Genomic DNA, 12,854 nt, shown 5'->3' with positions numbered 1-12,854 from the left:
CACCCCCTCATGAGCAACACCTCTTCCGGCCAAAGTGCTGGGCAATTGGAAACACGCGGCATCGAACCGGTCCCTGAAGGCGAGTGCAACGGCCACCCGCTGCAACTCTTTTGGGTATGGTTCGCGGCCAATATCAGCATCCTCGGCTTGCCGCTGGGCGCGACGTTGGTGGCGTTCCGTGGCCTGGCGATCTGGCAGGCAATTATCGTGGCGATCCTCGGCGCGGCCGGCTCCTTCGCGGTGGTGGGCATCATCTCCATCGCCGGCCGTCGCGGCCGTGCGCCGAGCCTCACCTTGTCCCGTGCCATCTTCGGCGTACGCGGCAATATCGGGCCGACGCTGGTGTCGCTGATGTCGCGGCTGGGCTGGGAAACCGTCAACACCACCACCGCCGCGTTTGTATTGCTGTCGCTGTGTTCGATCCTGTTCGGCACCGCCGTCGAGGCTAAGAGCGCACCGGTGTTGACGCTGATCTTCATCGCCATCTTCGTGCTGCTGACCTTGTCGGTGTCCGGCCTGGGCCATGCGACTTTGCTGGTGATCCAGAAGTGGGCCACCTACGTGTTCGGCGCGCTGAATATCCTGGTGGGCGGCTTCCTCTGCGCCACCATCGACTGGAGCGCGGTGTTCAATGCCACCCCGGCGCCCCTGAGCGCGATGATCATCGGTGTCGGCACCATGGCCGCCGGTACCGGTATCGGTTGGGCCAACGCCGGTGCCGACATGTCGCGCTACCAGCACCGCAGCGTCAAGGCCGCGCGCCTGGTGGCCTCAGCCGCCTTTGGCGCGGGCATTCCGCTGGTGCTGCTGATCACCCTCGGTGGCCTGCTGTCGGTGGGTAACAACGACCTGGCTTCGGCCACCGACCCGATCATCGCTATTCGCGACATGCTGCCGACCTGGATGGCCGTGCCATACCTGATCACCGCGTTTGGTGGGCTGCTGCTGTCCAACAACCTGTCGGTGTACTCGGCCGGTCTCACCACACTGACCCTGGGGTTGAAGGTCAAGCGGGTGCATGCGGTGATCGTCGATATCGTGGCGATCTTCGCCGGCTCCATCTATTTCATGCTGATCGCCGACAGCTTCTACGGCCCGTTCATCACCTTCATCTCGTTGCTGGCGGTGCCGATCACGGCGTGGGTCGGCATCTTTGTGGTCGACTTGATCCATCGTCACTACTACAGCCCCAAGGACCTGCTGGACGTGAGCCCAAGCAGCGCCTACTGGTATCGCGGCGGGGTGGAATGGCGTGCATTCGGCGCGTGGGCGGTGGCGATTGTGCTGGGGTTCAGCTTCACCACCATCGGCACCACGGCTGAAAACATCTGGTTCGCCGGGCCGTTGTCCGACTCCTGGCTGGGCCACAACGGCCTGGGCTGGATCGTTACCTTCCTGGTGGCTGGCGGGATTTATGGGGTACTGGGCGGCGCAACTGACCGTCGCCCGGCTTTGATAGAGCGTCACCATGTCTAGATTGCTGCACACAGGCCAGGTCATCGTCGACCTGGTGATGGCCCTCGACACGTTGCCCGCAAGCGGCGGCGACGTGCTGGCGCGATCGGCCAGTTTCGAAGCGGGCGGTGGCTTTAACGTGATGGCGGCCGCGCGCCGCAATGGCTTGCCGGTGGTGTACCTCGGGCGTCATGGCAACGGCCGCTTCGGCGACCTGGCCCGCGCCGCGATGCAGGCCGAGGGCGTGGAGATGGCACAGGCAGCCAGCACCGACAAGGACACCGGCTTATGCGTGTCGCTGACCGAGGCCACCACCGAGCGCACCTTCATTTCCCATCTCGGCGCCGAAGGTGAGTTGAGTGCCGAGGATTTGGCGCGCGTGAAGTTGCAGCCGGGCGACTACGTGTATGTCAGCGGCTATAGCCTGTTGCTGGACGGCAAGGCCCAGGCGCTGCTGGATTGGGTGGTGGCGTTGCCGCGCGAGATCAGTGTGGTCTTCGACCCGGGTCCGTTGGTGAAAGCGCCGGATTCGGCACTGATGACGGCGCTGCTGCCGCGTATCGATATCTGGACCAGCAATGGCCCGGAAGCCCTGGCATTTACCGGTGCGAGTACGCTGGCGCAGGCACTGAGCGCGTTGCAAAGCCACCTGCCGCAGGATGCATTGCGGGTGGTGCGCGATGGGCCTAATGGCTGCTGGGTGAATGCCGAGCATGTGCCGGGCTTCAAGGTCAAAGCCGTGGACAGCAACGGCGCGGGGGATGCCCATGCCGGGGTGTTTATTGCAGGATTGGCCAATGGCCTGAAACCGACGGATGCAGCCCGGCGTGCCAACGCAGCCGCGGCCTTGGCGGTGACGCGCTGGGGCCCGGCGACATCTCCCGGCACTGGCGAAGTCGAAGCGCTATTAGCTGGCTGAACATGGACAAAACTGTGGGAGCGGGCTTGCTCGCGAAAGCGGAGTGTCAGTCAATACATGTGCTGACTGACACAGCGCCTTCGCGAGCAAGCCCGCTCCCACATTTAGTTCTTCGTGAAGGCTGGCGCAGCGTTGTATCAAGGCGCAGGCTGTTTAGGCGCCCCCGGGATGTTCGAGTCATCGCCTTTATTGATCTTCGGTTCATTCACCGAAGGCCCCATCTTGCCGTTACCCACCGCTGGCGGGCTTTGACGGCCGGTGTCCTGGCCTTTGGTGTGCGGGTCGGCGCTGTTGCTGTTATCGACCGCACCGTTGTTGATTTCCAGTCCAGTGCCCATGGATTTCTGGGATTCGCTAGTGGACGGGTTGGTCGGTCCGGTGGACGAGTCGGCCGCAAAACTACTCAGGGAAACCGCAGACATCAGGCCGGCGAGGGCGAGGGCAGCAAACTGGGAATGCTTCATGAGAGTGTCTCCATAGGATTAATGTCCTTACCCTCTATTGGTCTGCGTGCGCTGGGTGTTCGTGCCTTGAGGGCGACGAACGGTGTTGGCCGATTCCCTCCGGTCACCAAAGCGCCTTAGTATGTGTGCTTTGAAATTGCCAAGGCTCGCCCATGACCATCGAGATTCGCCCCGCCGTGCCCAGCGATGCTGCGCAGATCCTGACTTTCATCACCGAGCTTGCCGAGTACGAGAAGGCCCGCCACGAAGTGATCGCCAGTGTGGTGGACATCGAGCGCAGCCTGTTCAGCGAAGGCGCCACCGCCCATGGCCTGATCTGTTTGCGCGATGGCTTGCCGATTGGTTTCGCGGTGTTCTTTTTCAGCTATTCCACCTGGCTGGGCAGTAACTGCCTGTACCTCGAAGACCTGTACATCAACCCCGAACAACGCGGCGGTGGTGCAGGCAAGAAGCTGCTGCGTCACCTGGCCAAGATCGCCTTCGACAACGGCTGCGGGCGTTTCGAATGGAGCGTGCTGGACTGGAACGAACCGGCCATTGCCTTCTACAAGTCCATCGGCGCCCAGCCCCAGGAAGAGTGGGTGCGCTATCGCATGGAAGGCGATGCGTTGCGCGATTTTGCCTTGGGCTGACATCCCCCTCAGAAAACACCGAAGATCAAAGTGTGGCAAGCCAGCTCCCACATTGGGATTGGGTTCCCACATTTTTTTTGACTATGTTCAATATATGGGATGCAAATTTATATATTGAGATATTTCAAAAGATGGGTTTATAGTCGCCTGCATCAGCACTCACTACCAAAAATAAAACAGGTGAAGCGATGCAGGCACAACCGTTGTCACTCCCCGCCGTGCCCGAGCCCACCTATGGCGAGCGGCTCAAAGGCAAAGTAGTGATCATCACCGGCGCCGCCCAAGGCATTGGCGAGGCTATCGTCGCGTGCTTCCAGGCCCAGCAGGCACATCTGGTGATCGCGGATATCCAGGGCGAAAAGGTTGAGCAAGTCGCAGCCCACTGGCGCGAACGCGGTGCCGATATCTACGCCCAAGCCGTCGATATCACGTCCAAGGATCAATGGCAGTCACTGGTCAACCTGGCTATCGCGCGCTTTGGTCGTGTGGATGTGCTGGTCAACTGTGCCGGGGTCAACGTGTTTTGCGACCCGCTCGAAATGAGCGACGAAGACTGGCGCCGCTGCTTTGCCATTGACCTCGACGGCGCCTGGTTCGGCTGCCGTGCGGTGCTGCCGCATATGATCGAGCAGGGCATCGGCAACATCATCAATATCGCGTCCACCCATTCCAGCCACATCATCCCCGGCTGCTTTCCCTACCCCGTGGCCAAGCATGGCTTGTTGGGCCTCACCCGCGCCTTGGGCATCGAATACGCCCCCAAGGGCATCCGCGTGAACGCCATTGCGCCGGGCTATATCGAAACCCAGCTCAATGTCGATTACTGGAACGGTTTTCCCGACCCCCACGCCGAGCGCCAGCGCGCGTTCGACCTGCACCCGCCCAAGCGTATCGGCCAGCCGGTGGAGGTGGCGATGACTGCGCTGTTCCTGGCCACCGACGAAGCGCCCTTTATCAATGCCACCTGCCTGATGATCGATGGCGGGCGGTCTGTGATGTACCACGACTAACACTTTTCCAATAACAAGAAGAGGTGGTTCATGTTGAAGAAGACACTTGGCACGCTGGCACTGGCGATGGCGTTCAGCTCTGTCGCGCTCGCCGAAGAAGTGAAGATCGGCTTTTTGGTCAAGCAGGCCGAAGAACCCTGGTTCCAGACCGAATGGGCCTTCGCCGAAAAAGCCGGCAAGGAACACGGTTTCACCGTAATCAAGATCGCTGTGCCCGACGGCGAGAAGACCCTCTCGGCCATCGACAGCCTGGCGGCCAACGGCGCCAAGGGCTTTGTGATCTGCCCGCCGGACGTGTCCCTGGGCCCGGCCATCGTCGCCAAGGCCAAGGTTAACGGTTTGAAAGTGATGGCCGTGGATGACCGCTTTGTCGATGCCAAAGGCAACTTCATGGAAGACGTGCCGTACCTGGGCATGGCCGCTTTCGAAGTGGGCCAGAAGCAGGGCGCCGCCATGGCCGCCGAAGCGAAAAAACGCGGCTGGGACTGGAAAGACACCTACGCCGTGATCAACACCTACAACGAACTCGACACTGGTAAAAAACGCACTGACGGCTCGATCAAATCCCTCGAAGAAGCCGGCATTCCCAAGGACCACATCCTGACTGCCGCGCTCAAGACTCTCGACGTGCCAGGCAGCATGGACGCCACCAATTCGGCCCTGGTCAAACTGCCTAGCGGCGCGAAAAACCTGATCATCGGCGGCATGAACGACAACACTGTGCTGGGCGGCGTGCGCGCCACCGAAAGCGCCGGCTTCAAGGCCGCCAATGTGATCGGTATCGGCATCAATGGCACCGACGCCATCGGCGAATTGAAGAAGGCCGACAGCGGCTTCTTCGGCTCGATGCTGCCCAGCCCGCACATCGAGGGCTACAACACCGCGCTGGCAGTGTTCAAGTGGGTCACCACGGGTGAAGAGCCCGCCAAATACACCGCCATGGACGAAGTGACCCTGATCACCCGCGCCAACTTCCAGGAAGAACTGACCAAGATCGGGCTGTGGAAATGACCGGCGCGGCCCTGCGCTTCAATGGCATCGGCAAGGAGTTTCCCGGTGTGAAAGCCCTGGCGCAGATCAGCTTTGAAGCGCGGCCGCACCAGGTTCATGCGTTGATGGGCGAGAACGGCGCGGGCAAGTCGACGCTGCTGAAAATCCTTGGCGGCGCCTACATTCCCAGCAGCGGCTCGTTGCAGATTGGCGAGCAGGTCATGGCGTTCAAAAATGCCGCCGACAGCATCGCCAGCGGCGTGGCGGTGATTCACCAGGAGCTGCATCTGGTGCCGGAAATGAGCGTGGCCGAGAACCTGTTTCTCGGGCATTTACCGACCCGTTTTGGCGTGGTCAATCGCGGCCTTCTGCGCAAGCAGGCGCTGGCGTGCCTCAAGGGCTTGGCCGATGAAATCGACCCGGACGAGAAGCTTGGTCGGCTATCCCTGGGCCAGCGCCAACTGGTGGAAATCGCCAAGGCGCTGTCCCGTGGTGCCCATGTGATTGCCTTCGACGAGCCCACCAGCAGCCTGTCGGCGCGGGAGATCGACCGTTTGATGGCGATCATTGCGCGCCTGCGGGACGAGGGCAAAGTGGTGCTCTACGTGTCCCACCGCATGGAGGAAGTGTTCCGCATCTGCAATGCGGTCACGGTGTTCAAGGACGGCCGTTACGTGCGCACCTTTGACGACATGAACGCGCTCACCCACGACCAATTGGTGACCTGCATGGTCGGCCGGGATATTCAGGACATCTACGATTACCGGCCGCGCGAGCAGGGCGATGTGGCGTTGAAGGTGGATGGCTTGCTCGGCCCTGGTCTGCGCGAACAGGTCAGTTTCCAGGTGCATAAAGGCGAGATCCTTGGCCTGTTCGGGCTGGTGGGGGCAGGGCGCACCGAGCTGTTTCGGCTGTTAAGCGGCCTGGTCCGCAGCACCGCTGGCAGCTTGGAACTGTGCGGCGAAAAGCTTGCGTTGCAGTCCCCCCGCGACGCCATCGCCGCCGGTGTGCTGCTGTGCCCGGAAGACCGCAAGAAGGAAGGCATCATCCCGCTGTCCAGCGTGGCCGAGAACATCAACATCAGCGCCCGTGGCGCCCATTCGGCGTTCGGCTGGCTGTTGCGCGACGGCTGGGAAAAGGCCAACGCCAACCAGCAGATCAAGGCGATGAAGGTCAAGACGCCCAACGCCGAACAGAAAATCATGTACCTGTCCGGCGGTAACCAGCAGAAGGCCATTTTGGGTCGCTGGCTGTCGATGCCGATGAAAGTACTGCTGCTGGATGAACCCACGCGGGGCATCGACATCGGCGCCAAGTCAGAGATCTACCAGATCATCCATAACCTGGCCGCCAGCGGCATTGCGGTGATCGTGGTGTCCAGCGACCTGATGGAAGTGATGGGTATCAGCGACCGCATCCTGGTGATGAGCGAAGGCGCCCTGACCGGCGAACTGGCCCGTGACCAGGCGGATGAAGCGCGGCTGTTGCAACTGGCTCTCCCGCGTTCGCGGGCCTGAATTCGAGGGTATAGGTATGTCACAGGTAAAAACGGCAAAGGGCTTCTGGCCGGGTTTCAACCAACGCAAGTTTCTCGATGACTGGGTCATGTTGCTCGCGGCATTGGGTATCTTTGTGCTCAGCGCGTTGTTTATCGACAACTTCCTGTCGCCGCTGAACATGCGCGGCCTGGGCCTGGCGATTTCCACCGTGGGCATCGCCGCGTGCACCATGCTGTTCTGTTTGGCGTCGGGGCATTTTGACCTGTCGGTGGGCTCGGTGATCGCCTGTGCCGGGGTGGTGGCCGGCATTGTGATTCGCGACACCGACAGCGTGGTACTCGGCGTGTCGGCGGCGTTGGCCATGGGGCTGGTGGTGGGGCTGATCAACGGCATCGTCATCGCCAAGCTGCGCATCAACGCGTTGATCGCGACGTTGGCGACCATGCAGATCGTGCGGGGCCTGGCGTATATCTTCTCCAACGGCAAAGCGGTGGGGGTGATGGACGAGCGCTTCTTCGTGTTCGGCAACGGCCAGCTGCTGGGCGTGCCGGTGCCGATCATCATCACCGTGCTGTGCTTTGTGTTCTTTGGCTGGCTGCTGAACTACACCACCTACGGGCGCAACACCATGGCCATTGGCGGCAACCAGGAAGCGGCGTTGCTGGCGGGGGTGAACGTTGATCGCACCAAGATCATTATCTTTGCCGTGCACGGTTTGGTGGGCGCGTTGGCCGGGGTGATCCTTGCGTCGCGCATGACCTCGGGCCAGCCGATGATCGGGCAGGGGTTTGAGCTGACGGTAATCTCCGCGTGCGTGCTGGGCGGGGTGTCGTTGAGCGGTGGGATCGGCATGATCCGGCATGTGATTGCGGGGGTGTTGATTCTGGCGATTATTGAGAATGCGATGAACCTCAAAAACATCGACACGTTCTATCAGTACGTTATCCGCGGCTCGATCCTGCTATTGGCCGTCATCATCGACCGCATGAAACAACGCTAAGCCATGCCACATTTGGATCTCCACTGTATTGAATGTTGGTATTTGCCATAATGCCCGCGCTTTCACACTCAATAGGCCCGACATGCAGGAAAACGCCCAATCCCCCGCCAAAGAAACCGCCCCCACCGGCACCCAAACCCTGCTGCGTGGCCTGGGCGTGGTGCAGGCGGTGGCGGCCGGCGCGCGGGATCTGAAAGAGATCGCCAAGCGCATCGGCACCACCCGCAGCACCACCCACCGCCTGGCCAGTTGCCTGGTGGACGAGCGCTACCTGCGCGTGGTGCCGCAAGTGGGTTACCTGTTGGGGCCAAAGTTGATCGAGCTGGGCTTCCAGGCGCGGGAAGAACTGCCGTTGGTGTCCCTGGCGGTGCCGTATCTGGATGAATTGTCGGCGCTGACCGGCGACACCATCCACCTGGCCATTCGCGAATACGACGACGTGCTCTACCTGCACAAGAACCCTGGCCGCAACGGCCCGGAAATGCGCTCGCGGGTCGGCCATCGCATGCCGCTGGCGCGCACTGGGATCGGCAAGGCGTTGTTGTTGGATGACACGGTGCAGGAGTGGCAGCGCCTGTACGAAGTGAGCCAGCCGGTCGCAGGCAAAAGCCAGCAGTGGCCGCAACACCCGGAGCAGTCCTGGGCGCAGTTCGAGCAGCGCATGCACGAATACGTGGTGGGGGGCTTTGCGTTCGACCTGGAAGACAACGAACCGTCGATCCGTTGTGTAGCGGCACCGGTGCGCGATGCCAGCCGACGAATCGTCGCAGGCATCAGCATCGCCAGTACCGTGCCCTACATGCCGCTGGAGAAAATGGCCGAGCTGATCCCTGTGATCAAACAGGTCGCAGCGCGGCTGTCAGCGGAGTTGGGCGCGAAGGCCTGATCAGACCTTCAGGGTCGCCATGTCGATGACAAAGCGGTACTTCACATCGCCTGCGATCATGCGGCTGTAGGCTTCGTTGATGTTGCGGATATCGAGCATCTCGATGTCGCAGCTGATGCCGTGCTCGGCGCAGAAATCCAGGACTTCCTGGGTTTCTGCAATGCCGCCGATCAGGGAACCGGCCAGTACCTTGCGGCCCATGATCAGCTTGGCGGCGTTCACCGGCGGGTCCACCGGCTCGATCAGGCCGACCAGGATGTGCACGCCGTCAAAGCGCAGCACGTCGAGGTAGGGGTTCAGGTCGTGCTGCACCGGAATGGTGTCCAGCAGGAAGTCGAAATGCCCGGCAGCGGCTTTCATCTGCTCGGCATCGGTGGACACGATCACATGGTCGGCGCCCTGGCGACGGCCTTCTTCGGCCTTGCTCGCGGAGCGGGTGAACAGCGTGACTTCGGCGCCAATCGCCTTGGCCAGCTTGATGCCCATGTGGCCCAGGCCGCCCATGCCCAATACGCCGACTTTGTCGCCAGCCTTGATGCCGTAATGCTTGATCGGCGAGTACATGGTCACGCCGGCACACAGGATCGGTGCGGCGCTGGCCAGGTCGAGCTTGGCCGGGATCTTCACCACGAAGTGCTCGCTGACCACGATGCTGTCGGAGTAGCCACCCATGGTATTGGTGCCGTCGATGCGGTCCGGGGTGGCGTAGGTCATGGTTGGGCCTTCGAGGCAATATTGCTCAAGGTCCGATTTGCACGCGTCGCAGTGGCGGCACGAATCCACCATGCAGCCCACCCCCACCAGGTCGCCGACCTTGTGCGCAGTGACGTTGGCGCCGACGGCGGTGACCTTGCCGACAATCTCATGGCCCGGCATCAGCGGGTACACGGCGATGCCCCATTCGTTGCGCGCTTGGTGGATGTCGGAGTGGCACACGCCGCAATACAGGATCTCGATGGCCACGTCATCGACCCGTGGGCTACGGCGCTGGAAGGACATCGGGGCGAGGGGAGTGGTGGCCGACTGGGCGGCATAACCGATGGCGGTGTACATGGCGGAACCTCGCAAAAACAATAACAAGAGAGGCGGCGCATTCTCCGCGCCGGACCCTGATGCGGCCATGGTGATTGCTCCGAGTCTCATGCCTATTCGTCCGGCAGTGCCCTGAGTTTGGGTTTTTGTGCCGCCAGACCTGCGATGATGTTCTCATCCCTTTTTCGCGAAGTTTTTTGCCATGTTGTTGACCCGCCATCTCGACGCCAACGCCACGCTGGTGTCCTTGATCGAGGGGCTTACGCCCTGCGACGGTTTTTCACCCACTCATCTGCCCGGCGTGAAAGTCTTGCGCGCCAGTTGCGACGTGGCGCGCGGGCCGCAGATCTACGAGCCGAGCCTGATGTTCGTGGCCCAGGGCAGCAAACTCGCCTACCTCGGCCCGCGCACGCTGGAGTACGGGGCCGGGCATTACCTGATCCAGGCGATGCCGGTGCCGTTTGAGTGCGAGACGTTTGCCATGGCGCCGGATGCGCCGCTCTACGGTGTAACGGTGGGCATTGACCGCGTGGTGTTGGGCGAATTGGTGATGGCCATGGGTATTCAGGCCGGGCCGCCGCCGACGGCGCAGACGCTGGAGTCGATGAGCTCGGTGGTGCTCGATGACGCCATGCGCGGCTGCGTGGAGCGGCTGTTGCTGTGCCTGCACGATCCGCTGGAAAGCCGGATCATGGGCCCGGCGCGGGTGCGTGAATTGTTGTTCTGCGCATTGCGTGGGCCGCAGGCGGATGTGTTGCGTGCCTTGGTGGAACAGCAGGGGCAGTTTTCGCGGATTGCCACGTCGTTGAATCACCTGCATGCCCATTACGCCGAGCCGCTGAACATCGAGACGTTGGCCGGGTATGCGCACATGAGTGCATCGACCTTTCATGAGCATTTCAAGCGCTGCACCTTGTTGTCGCCGGTGCAGTATCTGAAACGTCTGCGGTTGTTGAAGGCCCAGCAGTTGCTGTTGGTGGACGGCATGGGCGTGGCGCAGGCGGCGCATAGCGTGGGGTATCAGAGTACGTCGCAGTTCAGTCGTGAATATAAGCGCTACTTTGAGCGCAACCCCGGCGAAGAGCGGGCGGCATAGATCTCCCTGACACAATGGGTTCAAAACTGTGGGAGCGGGCTTGCTCGCGAATGCGGCGGGTCAGTTAAAACACCTTTGACTGACACACCGCATTCGCGAGCAAGCCCGCTCCCACATTTTGACCGCGTTGTGTCAGTTATAAAAAAGGCTCCCATTTGGGAGCCTTTTTTTGGTTTACATATTCGGGTAAGTCGGCCCACCCGCGCCTTCCGGCGTCACCCAGGTGATGTTCTGCGAAGGGTCCTTGATGTCACAGGTCTTGCAGTGCACGCAGTTCTGCGCGTTGATCTGGAAGCGCTTGGCGCCGTCTTCCTGGGTGATCACCTCATACACGCCGGCCGGGCAATAGCGCTGCGCCGGTTCATCGTAGAGCGGCAGGTTGGTGCCGATCGGGATGCTCGGGTCTTTCAACTTCAAGTGGCACGGCTGCTCTTCTTCATGGTTGGTGCTGGAGAGGAACACCGAGCTCAGCTTGTCGAAACTCAGCTTGCCGTCGGGCTTGGGGTAATCGATTTTCTTGCTGTCCTTGGCGAGCTTCAAGCAGGCGTAGTCAGGCTTGGTGTCGTGCAAGGTGAACGGCATCTTGCCGCCGAGGATGTTCTGGTCGAACCAGTTGAAGCCGGCGCCGATGATCGGGCCGAACTTGTGCATCGCCGGGCCGAAGTTACGGCTGGCGAACAGTTCTTCGTAGAGCCAGCTGGATTTGAAACTGTCGACGTAAGCGGTCAGTTCATCACCGCCTTCGGAGTCGGCAAACAGGCGGTCGGCCACCGCATCGGCGGCGAGCATGCCGGACTTCATGGCGGTGTGGCTGCCCTTGATCTTGGCGAAGTTCAGGGTGCCGAGGTCGCAACCGATCAGCGCGCCACCGTTGAACACCATCTTCGGCAGCGAGTTCAGGCCGCCCTTGCAGATGGCACGGGCGCCGTAGCTGATGCGCTTGCCGCCTTCCAGGTACTGGGCCAGCACCGGGTGGTGCTTGAGGCGCTGGAATTCATCGAACGGCGACAGGAAGGTGTTGCTGTAGGACAGGTCGACGATCAGGCCCACGACCACCTGGTTGTTCTCCAGGTGATAGAGGAACGAGCCACCGGTGTTCTCGGCGCTCATGATGTCCAGCGGCCAACCGGCGGTGTGCACCACCAAGCCAGGTTGGTGCTTGGCCGGGTCGATTTCCCAGATTTCCTTGAGGCCGATGCCGTAGTGCTGGGCGTCGGCGTCGCTGTCCAGGTTGAAGCGCTGGATCAGTTGCTTGCCGATATGGCCGCGGCAACCTTCGGCGAACAGCGTGTACTTGCCACGCAGTTCCATGCCGGGGGTGTACACGCCTTCTTTTGGATGGCCTTCGCGGTCGACGCCGAGGTCGCCGGTGATGATCCCGCGCACCACGCCGTTTTCATCGAACAGCGCTTCCTGGGCGGCGAAGCCTGGGTAGACTTCCACGCCCAGGTTCTCGGCCTGCTGGGCCAGCCAGCGGCACAGGTTGCCCAGGGAGATAATGTAGTTGCCTTCGTTGTGCATGGTCTTGGGCACAAAGAAGTCTGGAACCTTGGTGGAGGCTTGCGGGCTGCGCAGTACATAGATGTCATCGCGCACCACGGGGGTGTTGAGCGGGGCGCCGAGTGCTTTCCAGTCCGGGAACAGTTCGTTCAGGGCGCGGGGTTCAAACACCGCACCGGACAGGATGTGCGCACCGACTTCGGAGCCTTTCTCGACCACGCAGACGCTGATTTCCTTACCGGCTTCGGCGGCCTTCTGCTTCAGTCGGCAGGCGGCAGACAGGCCCGCCGGGCCAGCGCCGACGATGACCACGTCGAATTCCATGTATTCGCGTTCCACAGGTTATCTCCTACTCAAGGCTCAACAGGCTT

12 protein-coding genes are annotated in these 12,854 nt (G+C 61.5%); 9 read left to right on the top strand and 3 right to left on the bottom strand.

The annotated features are described in order from the left end of the window. The first annotated feature begins 9 nt into the window (after positions 1-9). Positions 10-1,476 carry a purine-cytosine permease family protein gene (locus ACLD1Y_RS13335; RefSeq protein WP_429478412.1) on the top strand — a complete coding sequence of 489 codons (1,467 nt, stop codon included), beginning with the start codon at positions 10-12 and terminating at the stop codon, positions 1,474-1,476. Next, positions 1,469-2,374, top strand: coding sequence for a PfkB family carbohydrate kinase (locus ACLD1Y_RS13330; protein WP_429478411.1), 906 nt, complete (start codon positions 1,469-1,471; stop codon positions 2,372-2,374). Before ACLD1Y_RS13335 ends, ACLD1Y_RS13330 begins: the two co-directional genes overlap by 8 nt. 137 nt (positions 2,375-2,511) lie before the next feature. Here the strand turns inward: ACLD1Y_RS13330 and ACLD1Y_RS13325 are convergent, their stop codons facing one another. Next, the gene (locus ACLD1Y_RS13325) at positions 2,512-2,838 is read right to left on the bottom strand and encodes a hypothetical protein (protein WP_429478410.1); all 327 of its coding nucleotides are present in this window, start codon (positions 2,836-2,838) and stop codon (positions 2,512-2,514) included. 152 nt (positions 2,839-2,990) lie between these two features. On the opposite strand from ACLD1Y_RS13325, the gene ACLD1Y_RS13320 reads away from it, so the two are divergent. The 6 genes from ACLD1Y_RS13320 (at position 2,991) to ACLD1Y_RS13295 (ending at position 8,855) form a co-directional block, all read left to right on the top strand. Continuing rightward, a complete protein-coding gene (locus ACLD1Y_RS13320) occupies positions 2,991-3,470 on the top strand; it encodes a GNAT family N-acetyltransferase (RefSeq protein WP_010208407.1) in 480 nt (159 codons plus the stop codon). 188 nt (positions 3,471-3,658) lie between these two features. Continuing rightward, positions 3,659-4,480, top strand: coding sequence for an SDR family oxidoreductase (locus ACLD1Y_RS13315; RefSeq protein ID WP_429478409.1), 822 nt, complete (start codon positions 3,659-3,661; stop codon positions 4,478-4,480). Between the two features lie 30 nt (positions 4,481-4,510). Continuing rightward, on the top strand, positions 4,511-5,491 hold the full coding sequence (locus tag ACLD1Y_RS13310) for a substrate-binding domain-containing protein (RefSeq protein ID WP_429478408.1): 981 nt from the start codon (positions 4,511-4,513) through the stop codon (positions 5,489-5,491). Further along, a complete protein-coding gene (araG, locus tag ACLD1Y_RS13305) occupies positions 5,488-6,987 on the top strand; it encodes an L-arabinose ABC transporter ATP-binding protein AraG (RefSeq protein WP_429478407.1) in 1,500 nt (499 codons plus the stop codon). The genes ACLD1Y_RS13310 and araG overlap by 4 nt, the downstream gene beginning before the upstream one ends. 16 nt (positions 6,988-7,003) lie before the next feature. Next, on the top strand, positions 7,004-7,969 hold the full coding sequence (araH, locus tag ACLD1Y_RS13300; protein ID WP_429478406.1) for an L-arabinose ABC transporter permease AraH: 966 nt from the start codon (positions 7,004-7,006) through the stop codon (positions 7,967-7,969). An 82-nt stretch (positions 7,970-8,051) separates the two neighbouring features. Then, positions 8,052-8,855, top strand: coding sequence for an IclR family transcriptional regulator (locus tag ACLD1Y_RS13295; protein WP_429478405.1), 804 nt, complete (start codon positions 8,052-8,054; stop codon positions 8,853-8,855). Here the strand turns inward: ACLD1Y_RS13295 and ACLD1Y_RS13290 are convergent, their stop codons facing one another. Continuing rightward, positions 8,856-9,908 carry an NAD(P)-dependent alcohol dehydrogenase gene (locus ACLD1Y_RS13290; protein WP_429478404.1) on the bottom strand — a complete coding sequence of 351 codons (1,053 nt, stop codon included), beginning with the start codon at positions 9,906-9,908 and terminating at the stop codon, positions 8,856-8,858. 181 nt (positions 9,909-10,089) lie between these two features. On the opposite strand from ACLD1Y_RS13290, the gene ACLD1Y_RS13285 reads away from it, so the two are divergent. Beyond that, positions 10,090-10,983, top strand: a complete 894-nt coding sequence (locus tag ACLD1Y_RS13285) for an AraC family transcriptional regulator N-terminal domain-containing protein (protein WP_429478403.1) — start codon at positions 10,090-10,092, stop codon at positions 10,981-10,983. Between the two features lie 174 nt (positions 10,984-11,157). Here the strand turns inward: ACLD1Y_RS13285 and ACLD1Y_RS13280 are convergent, their stop codons facing one another. Next, a complete protein-coding gene (locus tag ACLD1Y_RS13280) occupies positions 11,158-12,822 on the bottom strand; it encodes an electron transfer flavoprotein-ubiquinone oxidoreductase (protein WP_429478402.1) in 1,665 nt (554 codons plus the stop codon). Positions 12,823-12,854 lie beyond the last annotated feature (32 nt).

Origin of the sequence: Pseudomonas sp. 18175 (assembly GCF_050432925.1) — a bacterium.
GTDB lineage: Bacteria > Pseudomonadota > Gammaproteobacteria > Pseudomonadales > Pseudomonadaceae > Aquipseudomonas.
This window is presented reverse-complemented; position numbering and strand designations above follow the sequence as displayed.

Excerpts from the sequence above, each read along its gene's own strand:
- ACLD1Y_RS13335 (WP_429478412.1), top strand. The coding sequence starts at position 10 with ATGAGCAACACCTCTTCCGGCCAAAGTGCTGGGCAATTGGAAACACGC.
- ACLD1Y_RS13330 (WP_429478411.1), top strand. The coding sequence starts at position 1,469 with ATGTCTAGATTGCTGCACACAGGCCAGGTCATCGTCGACCTGGTGATG.
- ACLD1Y_RS13325 (WP_429478410.1), bottom strand. The coding sequence starts at position 2,838 with ATGAAGCATTCCCAGTTTGCTGCCCTCGCCCTCGCCGGCCTGATGTCT.
- ACLD1Y_RS13320 (WP_010208407.1), top strand. The coding sequence starts at position 2,991 with ATGACCATCGAGATTCGCCCCGCCGTGCCCAGCGATGCTGCGCAGATC.
- ACLD1Y_RS13315 (WP_429478409.1), top strand. The coding sequence starts at position 3,659 with ATGCAGGCACAACCGTTGTCACTCCCCGCCGTGCCCGAGCCCACCTAT.
- ACLD1Y_RS13310 (WP_429478408.1), top strand. The coding sequence starts at position 4,511 with ATGTTGAAGAAGACACTTGGCACGCTGGCACTGGCGATGGCGTTCAGC.
- araG (WP_429478407.1), top strand. The coding sequence starts at position 5,488 with ATGACCGGCGCGGCCCTGCGCTTCAATGGCATCGGCAAGGAGTTTCCC.
- araH (WP_429478406.1), top strand. The coding sequence starts at position 7,004 with ATGTCACAGGTAAAAACGGCAAAGGGCTTCTGGCCGGGTTTCAACCAA.
- ACLD1Y_RS13295 (WP_429478405.1), top strand. The coding sequence starts at position 8,052 with ATGCAGGAAAACGCCCAATCCCCCGCCAAAGAAACCGCCCCCACCGGC.
- ACLD1Y_RS13290 (WP_429478404.1), bottom strand. The coding sequence starts at position 9,908 with ATGTACACCGCCATCGGTTATGCCGCCCAGTCGGCCACCACTCCCCTC.
- ACLD1Y_RS13285 (WP_429478403.1), top strand. The coding sequence starts at position 10,090 with ATGTTGTTGACCCGCCATCTCGACGCCAACGCCACGCTGGTGTCCTTG.